Annotated in this window: 21 protein-coding genes, 1 tRNA gene and 1 other RNA gene; 4 read left to right on the top strand and 19 right to left on the bottom strand. The window is 70.2% G+C overall.

Annotated elements, in window-relative coordinates; genetic code table 11:
• Positions 1–109: 109 nt before the first annotated feature.
• The 11 genes from ACFC1W_RS15280 to ACFC1W_RS15230 all read right to left on the bottom strand — a co-directional run bounded on the left by ACFC1W_RS15280 (position 110) and on the right by ACFC1W_RS15230 (position 9,976).
• Positions 110–1,015: an alpha/beta hydrolase gene (locus ACFC1W_RS15280; protein ID WP_375994286.1), complete on the bottom strand. Its 906-nt coding sequence runs from the start codon at positions 1,013–1,015 to the stop codon at positions 110–112.
• Entirely contained in the window at positions 1,012–1,764 is a 753-nt protein-coding gene (locus ACFC1W_RS15275; RefSeq protein ID WP_241110318.1) for a 3-hydroxybutyrate dehydrogenase, read from the bottom strand. Before ACFC1W_RS15275 ends, ACFC1W_RS15280 begins: the two co-directional genes overlap by 4 nt.
• Positions 1,764–2,450 (bottom strand): TetR/AcrR family transcriptional regulator, encoded by a 687-nt coding sequence (locus ACFC1W_RS15270; protein ID WP_375994283.1) that lies wholly within the window; start codon positions 2,448–2,450, stop codon positions 1,764–1,766. Before ACFC1W_RS15270 ends, ACFC1W_RS15275 begins: the two co-directional genes overlap by 1 nt.
• Positions 2,447–4,036: a class I adenylate-forming enzyme family protein gene (locus tag ACFC1W_RS15265; RefSeq protein ID WP_375994281.1), complete on the bottom strand. Its 1,590-nt coding sequence runs from the start codon at positions 4,034–4,036 to the stop codon at positions 2,447–2,449. The genes ACFC1W_RS15270 and ACFC1W_RS15265 overlap by 4 nt, the downstream gene beginning before the upstream one ends.
• Positions 4,033–5,160 carry a branched-chain amino acid ABC transporter permease gene (locus tag ACFC1W_RS15260; RefSeq protein ID WP_375994280.1) on the bottom strand — a complete coding sequence of 376 codons (1,128 nt, stop codon included), beginning with the start codon at positions 5,158–5,160 and terminating at the stop codon, positions 4,033–4,035. The genes ACFC1W_RS15265 and ACFC1W_RS15260 overlap by 4 nt, the downstream gene beginning before the upstream one ends.
• The gene (locus ACFC1W_RS15255) at positions 5,157–6,032 is read right to left on the bottom strand and encodes a branched-chain amino acid ABC transporter permease (RefSeq protein ID WP_375994277.1); all 876 of its coding nucleotides are present in this window, start codon (positions 6,030–6,032) and stop codon (positions 5,157–5,159) included. Before ACFC1W_RS15255 ends, ACFC1W_RS15260 begins: the two co-directional genes overlap by 4 nt.
• Positions 6,029–6,763 carry an ABC transporter ATP-binding protein gene (locus ACFC1W_RS15250; protein ID WP_375994274.1) on the bottom strand — a complete coding sequence of 245 codons (735 nt, stop codon included), beginning with the start codon at positions 6,761–6,763 and terminating at the stop codon, positions 6,029–6,031. Before ACFC1W_RS15250 ends, ACFC1W_RS15255 begins: the two co-directional genes overlap by 4 nt.
• A complete protein-coding gene (locus tag ACFC1W_RS15245; RefSeq protein ID WP_375994271.1) occupies positions 6,763–7,554 on the bottom strand; it encodes an ABC transporter ATP-binding protein in 792 nt (263 codons plus the stop codon). Before ACFC1W_RS15245 ends, ACFC1W_RS15250 begins: the two co-directional genes overlap by 1 nt.
• Positions 7,555–7,573: 19 nt before the next feature.
• Complete coding sequence (locus ACFC1W_RS15240; RefSeq protein ID WP_375994268.1) at positions 7,574–8,779, bottom strand: substrate-binding domain-containing protein; 1,206 nt, start codon at positions 8,777–8,779, stop codon at positions 7,574–7,576.
• 187 nt (positions 8,780–8,966) lie between these two features.
• The gene (locus ACFC1W_RS15235; protein WP_375994266.1) at positions 8,967–9,809 is read right to left on the bottom strand and encodes a zinc-ribbon domain-containing protein; all 843 of its coding nucleotides are present in this window, start codon (positions 9,807–9,809) and stop codon (positions 8,967–8,969) included.
• A gap of 94 nt (positions 9,810–9,903) precedes the next feature.
• Positions 9,904–9,976, bottom strand: a tRNA-Lys gene (locus tag ACFC1W_RS15230).
• Between the two features lie 93 nt (positions 9,977–10,069).
• Between ACFC1W_RS15230 and ACFC1W_RS15225 the strand changes: the two genes are divergently transcribed.
• Together ACFC1W_RS15225 and ACFC1W_RS15220 are read left to right on the top strand one after the other, a co-directional pair.
• On the top strand, positions 10,070–10,897 hold the full coding sequence (locus ACFC1W_RS15225) for an inositol monophosphatase family protein (RefSeq protein ID WP_375994263.1): 828 nt from the start codon (positions 10,070–10,072) through the stop codon (positions 10,895–10,897).
• Between the two features lie 39 nt (positions 10,898–10,936).
• Positions 10,937–11,521, top strand: coding sequence for a hypothetical protein (locus tag ACFC1W_RS15220; protein ID WP_375994260.1), 585 nt, complete (start codon positions 10,937–10,939; stop codon positions 11,519–11,521).
• A 73-nt stretch (positions 11,522–11,594) separates the two neighbouring features.
• Here the strand turns inward: ACFC1W_RS15220 and ACFC1W_RS15215 are convergent, their stop codons facing one another.
• The 4 genes from ACFC1W_RS15215 to ACFC1W_RS15200 form a co-directional block, all read right to left on the bottom strand.
• On the bottom strand, positions 11,595–11,948 hold the full coding sequence (locus tag ACFC1W_RS15215) for a UBP-type zinc finger domain-containing protein (protein WP_375994257.1): 354 nt from the start codon (positions 11,946–11,948) through the stop codon (positions 11,595–11,597).
• Between the two features lie 40 nt (positions 11,949–11,988).
• Entirely contained in the window at positions 11,989–13,614 is a 1,626-nt protein-coding gene (locus ACFC1W_RS15210) for an FAD-dependent oxidoreductase (RefSeq protein ID WP_375994254.1), read from the bottom strand.
• 2 nt (positions 13,615–13,616) lie between these two features.
• A complete protein-coding gene (gene nhaA, locus ACFC1W_RS15205) occupies positions 13,617–15,512 on the bottom strand; it encodes a Na+/H+ antiporter NhaA (RefSeq protein WP_375994252.1) in 1,896 nt (631 codons plus the stop codon).
• Positions 15,513–15,640: 128 nt separating this feature from the next.
• A complete protein-coding gene (locus ACFC1W_RS15200) occupies positions 15,641–16,501 on the bottom strand; it encodes a M23 family metallopeptidase (RefSeq protein WP_375994249.1) in 861 nt (286 codons plus the stop codon).
• Positions 16,502–16,680: 179 nt separating this feature from the next.
• Here ACFC1W_RS15200 and ACFC1W_RS15195 point away from each other — a divergent pair, with 179 nt between their 5' ends.
• Both ACFC1W_RS15195 and ACFC1W_RS15190 read left to right on the top strand, forming a co-directional pair.
• A complete protein-coding gene (locus ACFC1W_RS15195; protein ID WP_375994246.1) occupies positions 16,681–18,003 on the top strand; it encodes a flavin monoamine oxidase family protein in 1,323 nt (440 codons plus the stop codon).
• A gap of 10 nt (positions 18,004–18,013) precedes the next feature.
• A complete protein-coding gene (locus tag ACFC1W_RS15190; RefSeq protein WP_375994244.1) occupies positions 18,014–18,466 on the top strand; it encodes a VOC family protein in 453 nt (150 codons plus the stop codon).
• Between the two features lie 94 nt (positions 18,467–18,560).
• Here the strand turns inward: ACFC1W_RS15190 and ACFC1W_RS15185 are convergent, their stop codons facing one another.
• From ACFC1W_RS15185 to ssrA, 4 genes are all read right to left on the bottom strand, one after another.
• On the bottom strand, positions 18,561–19,250 hold the full coding sequence (locus ACFC1W_RS15185; protein ID WP_375994241.1) for an ArsR/SmtB family transcription factor: 690 nt from the start codon (positions 19,248–19,250) through the stop codon (positions 18,561–18,563).
• A complete protein-coding gene (locus ACFC1W_RS15180) occupies positions 19,247–19,606 on the bottom strand; it encodes a hypothetical protein (RefSeq protein WP_375994239.1) in 360 nt (119 codons plus the stop codon). Before ACFC1W_RS15180 ends, ACFC1W_RS15185 begins: the two co-directional genes overlap by 4 nt.
• Positions 19,603–20,055: an OsmC family protein gene (locus ACFC1W_RS15175; protein ID WP_375994236.1), complete on the bottom strand. Its 453-nt coding sequence runs from the start codon at positions 20,053–20,055 to the stop codon at positions 19,603–19,605. The genes ACFC1W_RS15180 and ACFC1W_RS15175 overlap by 4 nt, the downstream gene beginning before the upstream one ends.
• Positions 20,056–20,181: 126 nt before the next feature.
• Positions 20,182–20,550, bottom strand: a transfer-messenger RNA (tmRNA) gene (gene ssrA, locus ACFC1W_RS15170).
• Between the last annotated feature and the right edge of the window lie 93 nt (positions 20,551–20,643).

The raw sequence follows: 20,643 nt of genomic DNA, 5'->3' as shown, positions 1-20,643 counted from the left end.
TGCCGCGGCGGGCGGCGATACGTGACAGGCGAGCATCGAGGTCGAGCGCACCCCTCGAGTCACCTGTCACGATGTGCCGCGGCGGGCGGCGATACGTGACAGGCGAGCATCAGAGGGTCGGGGCCGCGGCCAACTCCTCGCGCACGGCGGCGGCGACGACATCCGCGCCGCCCGGCGACATCACGATCGTGTAGTGGTTGAATCCCTCGACCCGCTCGTGCCGCACAGACGGGTTCGCGGCGAGCACCCGTTCGAGGTGCGCCGGCGCGTAGAGGCCGGGAGGCTCGTTCTGAAGCCCGCGCGGGACGGTGATCAGGCGAGTCGGATGCCGCAGCCCGGCCAATGCGTCGGGCAGCGCGGTCCCGGTGTTCATGTCGACGGTGTCATCCGCCGTCGTCGCGTAGCTCGTGGCCGGGCGATGCGCCCCCGCTCCGTCGTCCACGAGGTCGTAGGCGAGGTAGCGCTCGAGCTCGGGCGTCCACGCGTCGGTGAACGCAGGGTGCCGGCGCCAGAAGTCGAGGTACTCCCCCGTGTCGGCGAACGTCATCGACAGGCGTGCGGCGGTCGGACCGAGGATCCCCGCGACGAGGGCGTCTGTGTCCATCCCCGCGGGCACGTCGAGCGGCAGCCCGCCGTCGACGAGGACGAGGCGCGAGACCCGCTCGGGGTGACGGGCGGCGAGCACGATCGACACGAACGCCCCCATGGAGTGGCCGACGACGACCGTGCGCTCGATGTCGAGCGCATCGAGCAGCGCGGCGAGATCGTCGGCGTGAGCAGCCATGCCCGCAGAGCCCGCGATGCCGTTGCTGCGACCACGGCCGCGGAGGTCGGGCGCCACCACGCGCACGCCCGGTAGCCGCTCGGCGACGAACGGCCACGCCAGGTGGGACGCCGTGACGCCGTGCACCGCGAGCACCGAGGGCGCGTCGGCCGCGGCATCCGTCTCCCACACCCCCGCGTGGAGCAGGCCGCCGTCGACGGGGACGTCGAGCTGCCGGTACGTGTGACTCACCGCGCGGTCCATCCGCCGTCCATCGTGTAGGACGCGCCGGTGACCATGCCCGACTTGTCCGACACGAGCCAGCCGGCGAGGGAGGCGACCTCGTCGGCCTCGACGAGACGCTTCACAGCGGTCTCGGTGAGCATGATCTTCTCGACGACCTCGCTCTCGGGGATGCCGTGCACCTTCGCCTGGTCGGTGATCTGCTTCTCGACGAGCGGCGTGCGCACGTACGCCGGGTTGATGCAGTTGCTCGTCACGCCGTGGGAGGCGCCCTCGAGCGCCGTGACCTTCGAGAGTCCCTCGAGGCCGTGCTTGGCGGCGACGTAGGCCGACTTGAACGCGCTCGCCCGCAGACCGTGCGCGCTCGAGATGTTGATGACGCGCCCCCAGCCCTTCTCGTACATGCCGGGGAGCGCCGCGCGCACCAGCAGGAAGGGCGACTCGAGCATCAGGCGCAGGAGCAGCCGGAACGCGTCGGGGTCGAACTCTGTGATCGGGCTGACCCGCTGGATGCCGGCGTTGTTGACGAGGATGTCGACATCGAGGGTCAGATCATCGAGCGCGGCCGTGTCGGAGAGGTCGACCACCCATGCCTCGCCGCCGACCTCCGCCGCCGCGGCGGCCGCGGCATCCGCATTCAGGTCCGCGATGATCACGTGCGCACCGCGCCCCGCGAACTCATGGGCGCACGCGAGCCCGATGCCGCTCGCTCCGCCGGTGACGAGGGCGCGTTTGCCCGCCAGGTCCTGCTCGGCCATCACTTCGGTCCTTCCGGCTGCGTCGTCCTCGGCGCCAGCGCGTTGTCGATGAGTCGGGTCATCCCGTCGAACACGACGGGGTCGAGCTGGGCGGGCGGCCGGCCGTCGGCGTCGCGCTCCCACAGCAGGAAGCGCATGCCGATGAGCTCGCCCATGCCCATGAGCGCCCATGCGGTGGTCTCGGGGTCGAGGGCGCGATCCACGTCGCCCACGTCCTGCGCCGCGCGCAGGCCGGCTTCGTATCCCTCGACGATCCGCGTGTAGTGCAGGCGCAGCACGTCGGGCGAGACGAACTCCGCCTCGCGCACCACCCGGTAGAGCGCGGGATGCTCCGCCGTGAAGCGGAAGAACCCCGCGAAGCCCGCGCGCTCGGCATCGAGGCGCGACGTCGCGCCTTCCATGGCCTCCGACATCGAGTGGCGCACGCGGCGGTTCAGGTCGATGACCAGCGCCTCGAAGATCGACTGCTTGCTGTCGAAGTACAGGTAGAACGTGCCGAGGCCGATTCCGGCGCGCTCGGTGATCTTGACGATGGATGCCTCGTGGTAGCCCTGCTCGGCGAACACGACCTCGGCGGCCTCGAGCAGACGTCGCCGAGTCGCCTCGCCCCGCTTGGTGAGCGGTCGGCCCGTCGCGGGAGAGACGAGCTCGGCGTCGTCCTCGATCATTCCTTCGGGAAGCGTCATGACCCCACCCCTTCCGTCTCATGATCGGGCGTCGCCGCCCGATCCCCCTCGATGAGCCGTCGTGCCCGTTCGCGCAGCCGCGAGCGGGCGAGCTTCTCGATCGTCGCGCGCGGCAGCGCGTCGACGAACTCCACGCGCGTCGGCACCTTGAACCCCGCGAGATTGCGCCGCGCGTGCGCGATCACCTCGTCGGTCGACAATGCCGCGCCGGGGGCCGTCACCACGAACGCCACGCCCCGCTCGCCCCATACCGGATCGGGCACGCCGACGACGGCGGCCACCTCGATGAGGGGATGCAGCGTCAGCGCGTGCTCGACCTCGGCGGGAGCGACGTTCTCGCCGCCCGAGATGAAGATGTCCTTGATCCGATCGACGATGCGGAACACCCCGTCGGCGTCGCGGTGCACGAGGTCACCCGTGCGCAGCCACTCGCCGCTCATCGTGCGCGCCGTCGCCGCGTCGTCGCCGAGGTAGCCCGCGAACACGCTGGGTCCGCGCACCCACAGCTCGCCGGTGGCCTCGCCGTCGAGCGGCAACCCGCTCTCGGGGTCGACGACCCGCACGGAGACGTGCGGGTACGGGCGCCCGACCGCGCCCCGGTGAGCCGGAGCCTCGTCCGCGGGAAGGTGCAGCACGTTCGGAGCGGCCTCGGTCAGCCCGTAGCCCTGGGTGAGCACCACTCCCCGGTGCGTCCACTGCTCCTGCAGCGGGGCCGGCATCGTGGCGCCTCCCACGAGCGCGAGCCGGAGGGACGAGACATCCGTCGTCTTCCACTCCTTGGTGCCCGCGAGGAGGGCATACTGCGTCGGCACGCCCATCATCGCCGTCACCCCGCGCTCGGCGATGAGCTGCAGGACCCGTGCGGGCTGGAACGAGCGCTCCAGCACGACGGTCGCACCGACCCACCACGCGAGCAGCGGCTGGCAGTTCCATGCCGCGACGTGGAACTGCGGCAGCATCGCGAGCACGACGTCGTCTTGCGTCAGGGGCAGTGCCTGAGCGAGCGCGAGGTTGTTCCAGAAGCAGTTGGCGTGCGTGAGCACGACCCCCTTCGGCGCCGCCTCGCTGCCCGAGGTGAAGACCACCAGGAGGGGGTCGTCGTCCCGCACGGGCCGCCACGGCTTCGGCGAGCCGGTCGCGCCGACCGCGGCCTCGACGCCGGTGGTGCCGAGGAGGGCGACGGGAAGCGCCCGGCCGAGCCCGCGCAGCGCCTCGCCCGCAAGCGCCGCGTGCTCGTCCTCGACGAGCAGCAGCACCGGGTCCGCCCGGTCGAGCTGGGCCCCGAGCTCGCGCGGCGTCAGCCGCCACGACAGCGGCACGAACGCGATGCCCGCGAGCGCGCACGCGAAGAACGCGACGACGTGGTCGGTCCCGTTGCCCGACACCGTGGCGATGCGGTCGCCGGCGCCGTAGCCGGCGCGCCGCAGCGCGTCGGCGAGGGCGACCGAGCGTTCGGCCAGCGTGGCGTAGTCGGTCGTCACGCCGCGGTCGTCGACGGCGATGCGATGCGGCGAGCGAGACGCCCGGTCGGTCAGCCAGCGCCCGATCGTGTGGGAGCCGTCCTCGAACTCGGCCGGCCAGGTCACGCGCGCACCTCCGCCGGCGCCTCGGCCGCCTCGTCGTCGAGGGTCTGCAGGGTGCCGCGGGCCTTCTCGCCGCGGCGGCGACGCACGGCGCCGTCGATCGTGCCGGCGATGCCGCCCGGCAGGAACATCACCACGAGGATGAACAGCACGCCGAGGATGAACAGCGGCTCCGACAGCGGCACGCGCAGCACGTCGGGCAGTCCGGCGATGGCCTCCGATCCGGCGAGGACCGTCAGGCGCTGGTCGAGAAGCGTGTACAGCACACCGCCAACGATGGCACCCCACCGGAACCCGACGCCACCGAGCACGACCATCACGAGGATCGTGATCGTGAGGTCGGCCGACACCGCACGCGGCACGGTGCCCGACTGCAGCAGCATGTACGCCACGCCGGCGAGGCTCGCGAGCACCGCGGCGATCACGAACACGAGCAGGCGCACGCGGTAGGGCGAGAGGCCGAGCACGCGCACGCGCTGCTCGTTCTCGCGCGTCGCGCGGGCGAGGTGACCGAGGCGCGAGGTGTCGACCCACAGGGTGACGAGGTAGACGACGACCAGCACCGCCAGAGCGAACCAGTAGAGGTTGCGGGTGTTGATCACGCCGATGAGGAAGTCGGGAACGAGGTCGGTCTCGAGCCCGAGTCCCTCTTCGCCGCCGGTGATCTGGGAGTTGCGCCGGACCAGCACCGACCCGGCCTGGGCGAACGCGAGGGTCACCATCGCGAACGGGATGCCCGACACGCGCATCGAGACCGCTCCCGTCACGAGGGCGATGAGCATGCCCCCGATCAGAGCGATGAACACGCCCGGCCACAGCGGCACGCCGAAGTGCTCGAGTGCGATGCCGAGCCCGTACGCGCCGGCGCCGAAATACAGGGCGTGGCCGAATGACAGCATCCCGCCCGATCCGAGCAGCAGGTTGTATGACAGTGCCAGCGCCGCGAACACCATGCACAGCGACAGCAGCGCCAGGGTGCCCGGCATATACGTCGGAGTCGGAAGGATGCCGGGAAGCGACAGGTTCAGCATCGGCAGCAGCGCCATGAACCCGACGAGGGCGACGCCGACGATGGCGGGCACGAGGCGGCGGACGCCGCCGGTGGTGGTGCGCGAGTCGGCGCTCATGCCTTCCTCCCGAGGAGTCCGGCCGGGCGCACCAGCAGCACCACGGCGAGGAGGATGACGACGATGAAGTCGCCGGTTCCTCCGAGATAGAAGTTCGCGAACTGCTGCAGGACGGCGACGAGGACGGATGCCACGGCCGCACCGGTCAGCGAGCCGAGACCGCCGACGACCGTGACGATGAACGCGAAGATCAGCAGCGTCGCGCCCAGGTGCGCGGACACGAAGGTGGAGTAGTGCATCGCGAGGACTCCCCCGATGCCGGCGGCGGCCCCGCCGATCGCGAAGACGAGGGTGAACGACCGTCGCACGTCGATCCCGAGGGCGGTGACCATCGAGCGGTTCTCCACCCCGGCGCGGATGATCATGCCGTAGCGCGTGCGCTTGAGGAACAGCACCAGGGCGGCGAGCACGAGGGCCGCGGCGATCATCAGCACCCAGTAGGTGTTAGGAATGCGGGCGCCCAGCACGTCGGTCGTCTGACGCAGCCACGCCGGCCCCGAGATGTGGATCGGGTCGGTGCCCCAGATGCCCTCGAAGAGGGCGACGGCGGCGAAGGAGAGTCCGACCGTCACGAGCACCTGCTCGATGTGCCGCTCGTACAGCGGACGGATCAGCACCAGCTCGGTGAGGGTCGCGAACGCTGCACCCACGCCCGCTCCGACGAGCACCGACAGCAGGAACGAGCCCCACGACGCGGTGCCGAGCGCCTGCGCCACCATCCAGCCCACGAATGCGCTGAGGGTGAGGAAGGCGCCATGCGCGAAGTTGAGCACGTGCATGAGCCCGTAGATGAGGCTCAGCCCGCTCGCGACGAGGAAGTAGAGGGCGCCGAGGCCGACGCCGGTGATGAGGGTGAGGACGAGGGTGCTCATGCGCGGCCGTCTTCCGTCCCGTGTGCGTGAGTGGGCTCTGCGTGCACACCCAGCAGCCGCCGGGTGAGGTCGTCGTCGTCGAGGATCTCGCGGGCCTTTCCGATGTGCACGACGCGGCCGCCGCCGATGACGACGGCCGTGTCGGCGAGGCGGCGGACCACCTCGAGGTTCTGTTCGACGAGGAGGATGGGCACGGTCTTGGCCGCCTCCTCGAGCGCGTCCGCCACCTCGCCGACGATCTTGGGCGCGAGGCCCTTGGTCGGTTCGTCGACGAGCAGGAGGCGGTTGTCGTTGATGAGAGCCCGGGCGACGGAGACCATCTGCTGCTGGCCGCCCGAGAGCGTGCCCGCGAGTTGATCGCGCCGCGCGACCAGGTCGGGGAACAGCTCGGCGACGAACTCGCGGCGCGGGGCGCGCTGGCGCTCTGCCAGCGCCAGGTTCTCGGCGACGGTCAGCGACGAGAAGATCTCGCGATCCTCGGGTACGTAGCCGACGCCCTTGCGGACGATCCTGTGCGTGGGCAGACCGTCGATGCGCTCGCCGGCGAGACGGACCTCCCCGCGGCGCTGGATGAGACCCAGGATGCCGCGCAGCGTCGAGGTCTTGCCCACTCCGTTGCGGCCCAGGACCGCCGTGATGCCGGTGGGAGGCATCTCGAACGTGACGTCCTCGACGACCTGCTGCCCGGCGATCGAGCACCGCAGGCCGGCGACGGTCAGGATGGCGTCCATCAGGCGGCCCCCGTCCCCAGATAGGCGCTCTGCACGAGCGGGTTGTCCATGACGGCCTGCGGAGTGTCGTAGGCGATGATCGTGCCGAAGTACATGACGGCGACCTTGTCGACGAGGCCCATCAGCACGTCGATGTGGTGCTCGACCATGAGGACGGTGCAGCCCTTCTCGCGGTGGAGGTCGCGGATGTTGCCGACGAGTCCGTCGACGTCGCCCGAGCCGACGCCGGCCATGGGCTCGTCGAGGAGCACGATGCTCGTCTCGGTCGCCAGCAGCACCGCGATCTCGAGCTTGCGCTTGTCGCCGTGCGAGATGTCTCCCGCAGCCGAGTCGCGCTTGTGGCTCAGCCCGACGGCCTCGAGCTTCTCGAGGGCGAGCGCGGTCGCGGCATCCGATCGCCTCGGGAACCGCACCAGCGACCCCGAGCCGCCCAGTGACACCTGGGCGGCGAGACGCACGTTCTCGAGCACGGACAGCCTCGGGAAGAGACTCGACGTCTGGAAGGTGCGCCCCAGTCCCGCCCGCGCCCGAGCGGGCACGGACGCCGCGGTGATGTCGTCGCCGTCGAGCAGCACGCGCCCGGCGGTGGGCTTCAGGAGGCCGGAGACCGCGTTGAACAGCGTGGTCTTGCCGGCTCCGTTCGGCCCGATGACGCCCACGAGCGAGCCCGCAGCGACATCGAGGTCGACATCTTTCAGGATCGTCGCGCCGCCGATCTGCAGGCCGAGGCCATCGACCTGCAGCCGGGAGCCGCGTGTGGCGGCCTGGGCGGACGGGACTGGGATGCTCATCGTTCGGTGCTGCTCCCGGTCACTCGGCGGCTTCGGCCGGCGCGACGTCGTCGGCCGAGACCGTGTCGACGAGCTCGGGCACGAACGCGCCGCCGTCGGCGACGAGCTTGACCTGGTACATCTCCTGGATGAGGGCGTGGTCGCCGGCGCGCACGGTCATCGTTCCCTTCGGACCCTCGAACTCGAAGCCCTCGAGCGCCTCGACCATCGCGTCGACGTCGCCGGCGCCCTCCTTGATCGCCTGGACGATCATGATGGCGGCGTTGAAGCCGTCGGGGCTGAACAGGTCGGGCGTGCCGCCCGCCGACTCGATGGCCTCGACCATCGCGTCGTTCACGTCGTTGTCGGGCGCCCCCGGGAAGTAGTGGTTCAGGAAGTTGATCTTCTCGGATGCCTCGCCGTACGCCCCGAAGGTGGCGGCGTCGCCGAGACCGGTGACGACGGGGATCTCATCGAGCACCCCCTGCTGGCTCAGCGCCTGCCACATCGCGCCCGACGTCGCACCGGCCCACGCCACGAAGACGAGGTCGGGTGCGCCCGTGAGGATCTGCTGCGCGAACGGCGTGAACTCGGTCGCGTCCTCGGCGACGAGCACCGAGGTGACCGTTGCGCCCTGACCGCCCAGGATCGCGTCGACCGCGGCGACGTTGCCCTGCCCGAAGGCGTTGTCCTGGGCGAACACGGTGACCGTCTTGCCCTCGATGTCGTCGAGGAACGTCCCGGCAGTGGCGACGTCCTGAGCGCTCTGGCGGCCGGAGCGGAACGTGTAGTCGTTCAGGCCGGTCAGCGCGTCGGCGGCTGCCGGGCCCGAGATGTAGAGGACCTTGTTCTGCTCTGCCTGCTCGGCGACGGCCAGCGCGACGCCTGAGGACGCCGTACCCGCGATGATGTTCACACCCTCGCCGATGAGCTCCTTGACGACCGTGACCGCCTTGTCGGGGTCGCCGGCGTCGTCCTTGTACTCGACCTCGATCGTCGTGCCGTCGACCTCGCCGGTGCCGTCGGTGGCGTAGTCGAGCCCCGCCTTGAACGCGTCGAGGTACTGCTTGCCGTAGCCGGCGAGAGGGCCGGACTCGCTCGTGACGACGCCGACCTTGATCTCGGCCGGGCGGTCGTCGCCGTCGGCCGGCGCGCCTCCGGGCTGAGCCTGCGGCGCGCAGGCCGCCAGGAAGATCGCGGCCGTGGCGACCACGGACCCCAGGAGCAACTTCTTCGAAACCCGCATGTGCGTGCCTTTCGCCGTTGGAAGGTTCGGGTGCCCGGATCGGGCATACCTGAAATCCGATTCAGGTATTCGCAAATGTAGGAAGTCCAGACCGTTCGGTCAAGTCGAGACGGCATTCGGACGGTCGTCGTTACCGAATCGCGATGGAGTGCGCGGTCGTCGAGCGGCAAGGCCAGACGACACGCGCTCAGATGAGATACGCGTCGACGAGCAGCGACCCGCGGATATCGCGCAGCACGTCGATGAGCCGGTCGACGCCTCGGCGCCCGATCGACGAAAGCTGCATGTCGTAGGGGCCGATCGGCTCGAGCCGCCCGGTGCGGATCCGCACGACCTCCCAGCCTGTCGCGCGCAGCGTGCGGTCTTTGCGACGATCGGCGTCTTCTCGCTTGCCCACGTGCTCGAGCCCGTGGCGACCGGTGCTGTCGTACTCGATCGCGAGGCGCAGCTCGGGCAGGAGGATGTCTGGCCACACCTCGACGTGATCGAAGAACGGACGCGACACCCGGACGGCGTTCATCCCCGGCGTCACCCCGAGCCGCGCGAACACGTCGGCTCGCAGCTGCGCCTCGACGGCGGACGCCGGGCGCGGCGCGCACGCGCTGACGAACGCCTCGCCTGGCGGAAGGTCGGGCGTCTTCGGACAGAGCGTGCGCGCAGGGCGGGCCGGCTTCGGCCGTGCGAGCCTCGGCCGCGCGACGGGTTCGCCCAGGATCGCGACCGGGGCGCGCGCCGACGTCGAGCACTCGGGGCACCACGCCGACCGCCGGCGCTCCCGCCCCGGGCGATGGCGTTGCTCGGCCGGTGTCGCGGCGAAAGAGTGCCCCGCCTCGCACTGCCACAGCAGCAGGACGTCTGCCGCCGGCGGGATCTGGGTGAGCGTGATGCCGGCGTTCAGTTCGGGGTGGTACTGCCGGATGAGCGCGGGGTACGGCGCCCAGGCCTCGCGATAGGTGCCCACCGGGTACGGCACGTCGGCGCCGCGAGAGAACTGGCGCCTCGCCCACCACAGTTCGACCCGCTCCGGCATGCGGGGCACGATAGCGCGGACCTCCCCCACCGACGTGGCGATGGCCGCGCGCACGAAGAAGAGCGGCCCTGTCCGGGACCGCTCTTCTGTGTTGTGCACCCCCAGGGACTTGAACCCTGAACCCACTGATTAAGAGTCAGTTGCTCTGCCGATTGAGCTAGAGGTGCGTGATTCGCAAGAGGCGAACCGAGGGTCAACATTAGCATCACGATTGCGTCACCGGAAATCGAGGCCGGGAGGAGGCCGTTAGTCTGGTCGACGTGACCTCCCCCACCACGCCGACGCGCTTCGACGCGCCCTTCGAGGGCGACCTGGGGGCTGATCTCGCGCTCGCTCTCCGGCTCGCGGATGCTGCGGACGCGGCATCCATGAGCCGTTTCGACGCCGCCGATCTCGAGGTGAGCCTGAAGGCCGACGCCAGCCACGTGACCGAAGCCGACCTCGCCACCGAGCGCGCGATCCGCACGATGCTCGAGACCGAACGGCCGGCCGACGGCGTCTTCGGCGAGGAGTACGGGGTCACCGGCGGCACGCGCCGACAGTGGATCATCGACCCGATCGACGGCACCGCCAACTACCTCAAGGGCATCCCCATGTGGACGACGCTGATCGCCCTCGCGATCGACGGCGTCCCGCGCGTGGGCGTCGCCAGTCAGCCTGCCATCGGCCGGCGCTGGTGGGCCGCGACCCGGCACGGCGCGTGGACCAACGTGCCGGGCGGCGAGCCGCGTCGCCTCGCGGTCTCCTCCGTCGACTCGATCGCCGCATCGAGCGTCAGCTTCCAGAGCATCGGACAGTGGCGGGATGCCGGCGAGCTCGACGCGCTCGAACGACTCACCTCTGCGGTGTGGCGCGACCGCGGCTACGGCGACGCGTGGCCGTACATGCTCCTCGCCGAGGGGCGGCTCGAGTTCGTGGCCGAGTTCGGCGTCAAGGAGTACGACATCGCCGCGCTCGTGCCCATCGTGACCGAGGCCGGCGGCCGCTTCACCTCGTTCCACGGCGACGACTCGCTCTCCGAACGGTCCTCGCTCGCGACCAATCGCGTGCTCCACGACGACTTCCTCCAGCTCCTGCACTCCCCCTGATCCTTCTCCCGCCCGATCCCCTCCCCCGGAGACCGCACGATGATCCCCCCACGTCACCGTTCCGCCGCCGGCGCGGCCGTCGCCCTCGCGGTCACGGTGCTGCTCGCCTCGTGCTCGGCGAGCCCTCCATCCGCCGGCCCCGACGCCACGCCGACCCCCGTGGCGACCGCACCCGCGCCGGAACCCTCGGCGACGCCCGAGCCCGAGCCGTCGGCCGCTGACGAGCCGACGTGCGAGACGCTGATCGGGGAATCCGTCATCGCCGACTTCGAGAGTCTGGGGTGGACGTCGCAGACCGAGCCGTTCTACATCGGCAGCTTCGAGGTCATCGAGGGCATCCAGTGCGTCTGGGCCGACTTCGACGGACCGGCGGGCGACCACGGTCAGATGTTCGGCTGGGCCCGCATCTCCGACGACGATGCGGCGGCGACGCAGGCCGAGCTCGTCTCGCAGGGATGGATCCGCGAGGAAGGGCCGGAGGGCGTGTACATCACCGAGAGTCCTGACACGACGATCTCCACCGACGACGAGGGCTACGGCATGACCTACCTCTACGCGCCCGGCTGGGTGAAGCTCGCCGACACCAAGCAGGGACTGCTGCTCATCGAGTGGCCGAAGTCCTGACCGCCGAAGCGGTGGTGGGCCGGTCCGGCAATCACCCTCACGCCGCGCGCCGACCGGTACGCGCTGCGCCGGCTCAGCGGCCTGCGGCGCGCAGCACGTCGCGCCAGTCCCGTGGCACCCGACCCTCCGGACCCGGCACCGGCTGCGCGTCGGGCCGACTGGTGGGGGGAGCCAACGCGGGCCCCTCCGCCCAGGCACCCGCCTCGTAGTCCCACCACCAGTCCTCGCCCGGCTCGAAGCTCTGCACGAGTCGGTGGCCCGTCTCGCGGGCATGAGCCGAGGCGTGCTGCGCGAGCGACGAGTCGCAGCATCCGATGTGCCCGCACGCGGCGCAGCGTCGCAGGTGGAACCACCAGCCGCCCGCCTCGTCGCACTCGGCGCATCCGCTGCCGCTCGGCGGGGCGGTCTCGTCGATGTCATCGGTCACGGCGTCTCCCGAACTCGATGCGGTGCCACCAGGCGGATCATTAGGCCAGCGCCCGATGGACGGAGGCGACGGCGCTCGACCCCTCGCCGACGGCCGCCGCCACGCGCTTCATCGACCCGCGCCGCACATCGCCGGCGGCGAACACCCGCGGCACGGACGTCTCGAAGGGCAGCGGCTCGCGGCCGAGACGCTGCCACTGCGCCAGCGACTGCGCGGCGATGTCGGTGCCGGTGCGCAGGAACCCGTCGGCGTCGCGGTCGAGCGACGGCAGCCAGCCGGTCGCCGGGTCCGCGCCGATGAAGCAGAACAGCCCGCGCGCCTCCACGTCGCCGAAGCTGTCGATGCGCACCCGCTCGAGCCCTGCTCCCCCGTCGAGTCCGACGACGTTCGCACCCGTGTGCACCTGTACGCGCGGATCCTCCATCAGCCGGTCGACGAGGTAGGACGACATTCGGGTGCCGAGCTCCGAGCCCCGCACGACGAGGTGGACGGGGCATCCGTTGGCTGCCAGATAGAGGGATGCCTGGCCGGCCGAGTTCGCTCCGCCGACGACCACCACCGGCGCATCCCTCACCTGGCGGAGTTCGAGCTGCGTCGCCGCGTAGTAGATGCCGGAGCGCTCGAAGTCGGTCCAGCGCTCGAGGCTCAGCCGGCGGTACGCGGCGCCCGACGTGACGATCGCGCTGCGCGCCCGGATGATGCGTCCGTCGGCGAGTGTGACGTCGAGCTGACGCTCCTCGACCGGATCGAGCCTCACCGCCTCGCACGGCGCGTAGACCCGCACCCCGAACTTCAGCGCCTGAAGGCTCGCCTGGCCGATGAGGTCGCCGCCGCTCACCCCGAACGGGAACCCGAGGAAGTTCTCGATGCGCGAGGTCGACGCCGCCTGGCCGCCGGGCGCGACGGCGTCGAGCAGCACGGTGCTGAGTCCCTCGGACGCACCGTAGATCGCCGCCGCGAGTCCGGCCGGACCGCCGCCGATCACGACGAGGTCGACCACCTCGTCGCTGTCGGCCTGGTAGCTCAGGCCGAGTCGCTCGGCCACCATCCCGGGCGTCGCGTTCGAGAGCGGCTCGCCCTGGATGTACGCGATCGGAAGGTCGTCCTCCGAGACACCGAGCTTCTCGTGGGTGCCGAGCTCGCCCGGGGCGAGCGCGACGGTCTTGTGCACGAGGTCGAGGCGCTCGGCGAAGCGCTGCAGGGCGAGGAAGTCGCTCGACGTGCTCGAGCCGACGAACTTGAGGGTCAGCGCGGCCGGCCCCCGCCGCAGAGACTCCCGGCGCGCCCAGAGCGCATGCAGGATGATGTCGCACAGCTCGTCGTCCTCTGCCATCAGCCGCCGCAGCTCGGGTCGCGACACCCGCAGCACGCGGGTCGGCGCAGTCGCCCGGGCCGAAAGGAAGGCGCCCTGCCCGTTGAGCAGGCCGAGCTCGCCGACGAACGTGCGCGGCCCCGAGTGCGCGATCACGGCCTCTTCGATCCAGAACAGTGAATCGCGCACGATCTCGATCTCGCCCTCGTCCACGAGGATCAGGTCGTACTCGCGATCGCCTGAGCGGAAGACGTAGTCTCCCGCCTCCACCTGTTCGGGCACGCCGAACCCGCGCAGACGCTCCCACTGGGCGTCCGTCAGTGTGGGCTGCTGCACCGGATCGACGTCTGCCATCGTCACCTTCCTGGGCGCTCGGGATCGGGGGCCGCCCCCGTCGCGCCTTCCGACAGCGCACGGATGAGCGACTGCGCGTCGTACGGACCGGTGTGACGACGGCCGTTGATGAAGAGCGTCGGCACCGACGTGATGCCCATGGCCTCGGCATCCAGCATGTCGTCCTGCACTCGACCGGTCACCTCCGGCGCCGTGAGATCCCGCTCGAACCTGTCGACGTCGACGCCGAGGTCGCGAGCGAGACGCACGATGTCGGAAGGCCGCTGATTCTCCTGGTCGGCGAACAGCCCGCGCTCGAACTCGAAGAACTTCCCCTGCAACGCCGCCGCCTCCGAGGCCTCGGCTCCGGCGAGGGCGTTCGGGTGGTACTGCGTGAGCGGGGCATGTCGCCACACGTAGCGCAGGCGGTCACCGAGCTCCTCGTACACCTCGTGGATCGACCCCGACGCCTTGAGGCAGAACCCGCACTGGAAATCGCCGTACTCGACGATCGTGAAGGGCGCGTCGGGCGAGCCGAAGATGTGGTCGCGCTTCGGGTCCACCGGACGCAGCAGCGTCTGGCCTGGGTCTACGTCGGTGCGCAGGGCGTCGGAGATGCGGAAGATGATCGTCGCGAGGATGAAGGCGATGACGGATGCCGCGAGCACGCCGACCCGCGCCTCGTTCTGCGCAACCGGGTCGTCGATCGCGAGGTCGACGATGAAGAGCGAGATGGTGAAGCCGATGCCGCACAGCGCCGCGCCGCCGGCGAGCCGGTCGAGCGTGAGCCCCGGGCCGAACTCGCCCATCCCGGTGATCTTCATCAGCGCCGTTGATCCGAAGACCCCGATGAGCTTGCCGGCGACGAGGCCCGCCACGATGCCCCACGTGAGTGACGAGGTGACCGCGCCCTGGAGGATCTCGGGGCTGAGCACGACGCCGGCGTTCGCGAGCGCGAACAGCGGCAGGATGACGTACGCGACGTACGGGGCGTACGCGGACTGCAGGCGTTCGTTGATCGAGATGGACTCCCGCAGGCTGTTGGCCGCCGCGCGGGCGTACTCGCTGTTCGGCGACTGCCGGAAGGTGCGGGCCAGCTCGAGCGCATGCTCCACATCGCGTCGGTCGGGGCGGTAGACGGGCACCAGCAGCGCGATCGCCACGCCGGCCAGCGTCGGGTGAACGCCCGATGCCAGGAAGGCGAGCCACACGATGATCGACAGTGTCGCGTAGACCGGCCCGCGACCGCTGGGCAGGTACCGCGTGAAGTACACGCCCACGAGGCCGACCGCGGCGATCGCGAGAGGCAGCGGCGTGAAGTTCGCCGTGTAGACGATCGCGATGATCGACAGCGCCCCGATGTCGTCCACGACAGCCAAGGCGAGCAGGAAGACGCGCAGTCGCCCGGGTACCCGCGGGCCGATGAGCGCGAGCGCGCCCACGAGGAACGCGGTATCGGTCGAGATCACGATCCCCCACGCGTTCTCGTACCCGGATCCCATCGCGACCAGTACGAACAGCAGCGCGGGCAGGGCAAGGCCCGCGACCGCGGCGATCACCGGCACCATGGCGCGGGACCAGCTCGTCAGCTCGCCGATCGCGAACTCCCGCCGCACCTCGAGTCCGACGGTGAAGAAGAAGATCGCCATGAGCGCGTCGTTCACGATGGCGTGCAATGTGAAGTCGAGCTGCAGATCGCCGACGCCGACCGTCAGATGGGTCTCCCAGAACGCCGCGTACGACGCCGTGGCGAGGTTCGCCCAGAGGATCGCTACGACCGTGGCGAGCAGGAGGAGGAGAGCCCCGATGCGGTTCTGACCTATGCCGCGGATCTTGTCCGCGATCGAACGGCGCGTGCGCGAATGCTCCGCGTCCTGTTCGGGATCGGGCGACTGCTGGATGACCGTCAGATTCGACATCGGACGTGATTCTTGCACGTCCGCTCGGACGGGAGGGCCGGAAAGCGGATGCCGCAGCCTCGGCCTCCCCGCGATGCCACAGCATCGCCGGGCTTCGCGAGCCCCGAGAGTGAAGTCGTCGCTGACGGTCAGCCGTCGACGCCGGTGTCCTCCCCGCCTTCGAGCGGCGGGTCGATGTCGGGATCCTGGTCGGGGTCCTCCGCGACGATGACGTCGTTGAGAAGGCCCGCATTGGCTTCCCGGATGCCGCGCTCCGCGGCATCCCGAACCGGTCCCATGTCGATCGACACGTTCTGCACGGAAGTGAGCTGGTCGATGATCTCCTGCAGCGCGGCGATCTGACCGGCCTGCTTCGCGATCAGCTTCTGGTTGTGGGCCACGATCGGCAGCGCCCCGTAGCGGAACTCCTGAACGATGCCGTCGATGCGCACCTTCCCGCCTGTCCAGACTCCGGCCTTGGTGTTGAGCAGTTCGTTCTTGATCTGCAAGAGAAGCGCGCGGTCCTGCTCGGTGAACAAGGGGTCCTCCTCGGAGGTGGTGGATGTGGTGAGTGTGGTGAGGCTGGGGTTGGCGACGAAGACTTCGAAGTCGTCTGTGGGGGTGAGGCCGGGGATCGGCACCGCGTTGCCGCGGTCGAACCAGAACGACCAGTGCAGGTGCTGGCCGACGCCGTGCTCGCTGCCGCGAGCCGAGGCGCCGGAACGTGCGATGAGCTGGCCCTGCCGCACGCGCTGACCGGGTTCGACGAGGATCTCGGACAGGTGGAGGCCGCGGTGCCAGTCGCGGCCCGTGCGCAGCATGATCGCGCGGCCGGAGGCGCCGGCCGTCGAGCGCTTGACCTCGTGGACGACCCCGTCGGCCGGTGCGACGACGTCGTCGCCGATGAAGCAGTTGTAGTCGATTCCGGGTTCCACGGAGGGCGGTCTGCGTCTGCGGTGACCGCCCCAGCTGTCGTTGATCCCCGGTTTGGACGGACGGATGTAGGCCATGAGCATCCTCCTCCGCCGGTGGGTCGGCCGCCGGCGGCCCGCCGACGCACCCCACCGCGCCGGCAGTCGCGATTATGCTCCTGACGGCGGCCTGGCGACAGAGTGGCGGTGAGGATCCCGATTCACGCACTCGATAGCGTCAGAGGGCGGCCCCGCGCCGCCGGGAGGGAAGGTCACCGATGGACGAGTTCGACACGATCGTGATCGGCGCCGGCGTCTGCGGACTGACCGCCGCGCGGCTGCTGAAGTCTGAGGGGCGGCGGGTCGTCGTGCTGGAGGCGCGCGACCGCGTCGGCGGCCGGGTCGTCTCCGATCATCGCTACGGCTTCGCCACCGATCTGGGCGCCTCGTGGATCCACGGGATCACCGACTCCCCCGTCGCCGCGGCCGCCGAAGCGTTCGGCATGCGCACGGTCGAGTTCACCGTCGGCAGCTACCAGGCCGACAGCCGGCCGATCGCGTACTACGGGCCGGATGGCCGAAGACTCTCCGACGCGGACACGCGCCGATTCGTCGCCGACATCGAGACGGTCGACGAGACCTTGCTCGGTGTGGTCGCCGAGTCGGCTCCGGATGCCTCGTACCGGGACGTGACCGAGGCGGCCCTCGCAGCTCAAGGCTGGGACGACGAGCGAACACAGCGCGTGCGCGAGTTCCTCGAGCACCGGTCGGAGGAGCAGTACGGCGTGTGGATCGAGGATCTCGCCGCTCACGGCCTCGACGACGACGTCGTGGTGGGCGACGAGGTGGTGTTCCCCGACGGGTACGACCGGCTCCCGCGCCGTCTGGCTGAGGGACTCGACATCCGGCTGATCCATGTCGTGTCGCACGTGCGATGGAGTGCCGACGGCGTCGTGGTCTCGACCGACTACGGCGCTTTCCGGGCGGCGAGCGTCGTCGTGACCGTGCCGGTCGGCGTGCTGCAGTCCGACGACTTCGTCATCGAGCCGGCGTTGCCCGGCTCGCACGCCGCCCCGCTCAGCCGGCTTCGCATGAACGCGTTCGAGAAGGTCGTGCTCGGCTTCCCGACGAAGTTCTGGGAGGACGACGTCTACGCCATTCGTCAGCAGGGTCCCGAGTCGCGGTGGTGGCACTCCTGGTACGACCTCACCGCTCTCCACGATCGACCCACGCTGCTCACGTTCGCCGCCGGCCCGGCCGCGATCGCGACGCTCGACTGGAGCGAGGACGAGATCGTCGAGTCCGTGCTCGCGCAGCTGCGCCGCCTCTACGGCGATCGCGTGCCGAAGCCGAATACTGTGCATGTGACGGACTGGCAGGACGACCCCTTCGCCTACGGCTCGTACGCGTACATGCGGGTCGGCTCGACGACATCCGACCACGACGACCTCGCCGTCCCGATCGGAGGAGTCCTGCATCTTGCGGGCGAGGCGACCTGGACCGATGACCCGGCCACGGTGCCGGCCGCCATGCTGTCGGGCCATCGGGCCGCGGAGAACGTGCTCGGACGGCCCGTCGCGATCGAGGCCGCCTGGGCCTAGAGTCGCGCGTATGCCGATCAAGCTCGAGAACGTCGCGATCGCGGTGCGCGACCTGGACGCAGCGGTCGCGTTCTTCACGGATCTCGGACTCACCGTGCTGGGCCGCGACACCGTCAGCGGCGAGTGGGCCGACACCGCCGTGGGTCTCGACGGCAACCACGTCAAGCTCGCCATGCTCGGGACGCCCGACGGCCACGGCCGGCTCGAACTGTTCGAGTACATCCACCCCGACGCGATCGAGACGGAGCCGACGCTCCCCCACGAGATCGGGATGCACCGCGTCGCCTTCTCGGTCGACGACATCGACGAGGCGCTGGCCATCGCGGCGCGCCACGGCTGCCGGCCGCTGCGCGGCGTCGCGACGTACGAGGACGTCTACAAGCTGACGTACGTCCGCGGCCCGAGCGGGATCCTCGTGATGCTCGCCCAGGAGCTGGCTGCGAGAGACCGATCGGATCGATGAGATCGCAGACGCACGCCGTGTAGAGCGCGCTCGACTCGACGATGTACCCCGTTCGGTGAGGCCCGCCGTGAGGATGTGACCTCGGCAGCACCGGTCACTGGGAGGTGAGTCCAAGGGCGGCGAAGTGGTCGCGACCCCGAGGGGTGATCGTCAACGCGCGATCGTCGCGGCGGCGGCGCAGCCATCCGGCGTGAAGCATGCCGGCGAGGATGGCGGCACCGAGCTGCCCTGCGACGTGCGGGCGCCTCTCCGTCCAGTCCATGCACGGGCGCACGAGCGGGCGGGACGGGGACGTGAGCGTGACGGGTATGCCGAGCGCGGAGCCGACCGTGCCGGCCTCCGTGGCGAACGTCCATGAGCCGTCGTGGTCGACGATCCACCCGTCCGAGATCGCACGGTCAGCGATCGCGATCCCCAGGTCGCCGGCGAGATGGTCGTAGCAACGGCGCGCCCTGCGCAGTGCCGTGCGCCGGTCGTGGGCGGAGAGCGAGGAGACGGGATCCTCGCTCGAGAGCCGGAGGAGGCTCTCGATGGCGTCCGCCACGGTCGGATCGGCCAGTCGCGCTTCACGCGTGCGGCCCACCGTCTCGATCTGGATCAACCCGGCGCCAGCGAGTCGTGCCAGGTGGGAGCTCACGGTCGACGGGGCGACGCCGATGCGTACCGCCAGTGCACCCGCAGGCAGCGGTGTGCCGCCGAGCAGCTCGCGCAGTACACGCAGCCGCATGGGTTCGGCGAGTACCCGGCCGAGCTCGTCGAGCGACGGCCGCACACGGTCGGTCATGCCAGCGCCCTTCGTGCACCCTCGATGTCGTCCACGACGAACACTTTGCGGTTGTCATGGTCACTGTACTGAGCATGGACGTGGATCCGCGCCGTTGCCAGGGCGGTCATCATCGTCCCCAATGCCCCCGGTCGGTCAGCCGGCAGCGCAGCGAGCACGACCCCGCGGCACTCCGCCCCGGGGATGCCCGCTATCGTCAGCGCCCGGAGCGCCGCTTCGCCATCCTCGACGAGGTAGTGGGCGGCGTCTCCCCACACTCCGCCGCCTTCCAGCCCCACGCCGGCAGACCCGAGGACCCGGCCGATGCGGGCGACGTCGGCGGCGATGTCCCGGACGGGGATGCCGATGTCGTTCACGCGGCGACCTCCACGGTGATGTCCACCTCGAGTGACGCCGTGAGCGAGTGTGCGATGAAGCATCCGGCATGGGCTTCGCGCATCAGCCGGACGACCGTCTCAGGGTCGCTCCCGCGGACGGTGACGGTCGGGCTGAGGACGATGTGCGTGATGCGTGCCGGACGCGCGTCCGCGGGCATGATCGCCGTCGCGTCGTCGCAGTAGCCGACCACGTTCACGCCGGCGCGCGCAGCGACGGCGAGGAACGAGAGCAGCTGGCAGGAGCTGGCGGCCGCCAAGAGCAGCTGCTCCGGGTTGGGGAGCGCGGCGTCCCCGAGGAACGCCCGATCGGCGCTGACGGCCAGACCGGCGTCACCGGCGGTCACCTGGTGCTGACGGCTGTAGGCGGCGTACCCGGCACCGGTCGACCCGGACCACCTGACTGATGACTCGTAGAGGTGAGCGTTCATTCTGCCAAGCTACGACCGGAACACTTCGGCGGCGACCGAAACGTCCCTCCACCGCCGACAGACGAAGAAGGGCCCGGGAACCGCGCGTTCGCGCGATTCCCGGGCCCTCTTCCGTGACAGCGGCGTTGGTGGAGATGGGGGGAATCGAACCCCCGTCCATCGCTGAGATACTGCGTCTTCTCCGGGCGCAGTCTGTGAAGACGTTCTGCTCGGCTCCGACCTTTGTCACAGACACCTAAGTCGACAAGCCCAGCCTGGGAAGAGTCCCACGTGACGTCCAGACGCCATCACGCAGCAAGTCCCCTAGATGACGCGAGGGTCCGTAGCGGGAACGCCTACGGTCTCACGGAGTTCAGGCTCGCTTAGGCAGCGAGGGCGAACTCATTGCGATTTGCATCGGCAATTATTGGTTTGCAGAGGTCGTTTACGAGATAACCCTGCATCCTCGGCCCGCTTCCCGCAGAGTCACAGGCGATGTCGAAACCGATCATCCCCATGAGCCTTCGTGCGAAGGGCCGCTGTCACGCTGTGGAGTTTCCAAGTGCTCGGCGCCGAGGCATCCGAGCACATCAGTCTACAACGTCCGCA

The organism is Microbacterium sp. NPDC056003 (assembly GCF_042274785.1).
In the GTDB taxonomy this organism is placed as follows: domain Bacteria; phylum Actinomycetota; class Actinomycetes; order Actinomycetales; family Microbacteriaceae; genus Microbacterium.
The sequence above is the reverse complement of the archived record's forward strand: the minus strand, read 5'-3'. Positions and strand labels throughout refer to the sequence as shown.

What these genes read in the sequence shown, in the direction of transcription:
- ACFC1W_RS15275 (WP_241110318.1), bottom strand. Translation starts at nt 1,764, where the DNA reads ATGGCCGAGCAGGACCTGGCGGGCAAACGCGCCCTCGTCACCGGCGGA.
- ACFC1W_RS15270 (WP_375994283.1), bottom strand. Translation starts at nt 2,450, where the DNA reads ATGACGCTTCCCGAAGGAATGATCGAGGACGACGCCGAGCTCGTCTCT.
- ACFC1W_RS15260 (WP_375994280.1), bottom strand. Translation starts at nt 5,160, where the DNA reads ATGAGCGCCGACTCGCGCACCACCACCGGCGGCGTCCGCCGCCTCGTG.
- ACFC1W_RS15255 (WP_375994277.1), bottom strand. Translation starts at nt 6,032, where the DNA reads ATGAGCACCCTCGTCCTCACCCTCATCACCGGCGTCGGCCTCGGCGCC.
- ACFC1W_RS15250 (WP_375994274.1), bottom strand. Translation starts at nt 6,763, where the DNA reads ATGGACGCCATCCTGACCGTCGCCGGCCTGCGGTGCTCGATCGCCGGG.
- ACFC1W_RS15245 (WP_375994271.1), bottom strand. Translation starts at nt 7,554, where the DNA reads ATGAGCATCCCAGTCCCGTCCGCCCAGGCCGCCACACGCGGCTCCCGG.
- ACFC1W_RS15240 (WP_375994268.1), bottom strand. Translation starts at nt 8,779, where the DNA reads ATGCGGGTTTCGAAGAAGTTGCTCCTGGGGTCCGTGGTCGCCACGGCC.
- ACFC1W_RS15235 (WP_375994266.1), bottom strand. Translation starts at nt 9,809, where the DNA reads ATGCCGGAGCGGGTCGAACTGTGGTGGGCGAGGCGCCAGTTCTCTCGC.
- ACFC1W_RS15220 (WP_375994260.1), top strand. Translation starts at nt 10,937, where the DNA reads ATGATCCCCCCACGTCACCGTTCCGCCGCCGGCGCGGCCGTCGCCCTC.
- ACFC1W_RS15210 (WP_375994254.1), bottom strand. Translation starts at nt 13,614, where the DNA reads ATGGCAGACGTCGATCCGGTGCAGCAGCCCACACTGACGGACGCCCAG.
- nhaA (WP_375994252.1), bottom strand. Translation starts at nt 15,512, where the DNA reads ATGTCGAATCTGACGGTCATCCAGCAGTCGCCCGATCCCGAACAGGAC.
- ACFC1W_RS15200 (WP_375994249.1), bottom strand. Translation starts at nt 16,501, where the DNA reads ATGGCCTACATCCGTCCGTCCAAACCGGGGATCAACGACAGCTGGGGC.
- ACFC1W_RS15195 (WP_375994246.1), top strand. Translation starts at nt 16,681, where the DNA reads ATGGACGAGTTCGACACGATCGTGATCGGCGCCGGCGTCTGCGGACTG.
- ACFC1W_RS15190 (WP_375994244.1), top strand. Translation starts at nt 18,014, where the DNA reads ATGCCGATCAAGCTCGAGAACGTCGCGATCGCGGTGCGCGACCTGGAC.
- ACFC1W_RS15185 (WP_375994241.1), bottom strand. Translation starts at nt 19,250, where the DNA reads ATGACCGACCGTGTGCGGCCGTCGCTCGACGAGCTCGGCCGGGTACTC.
- ACFC1W_RS15175 (WP_375994236.1), bottom strand. Translation starts at nt 20,055, where the DNA reads ATGAACGCTCACCTCTACGAGTCATCAGTCAGGTGGTCCGGGTCGACC.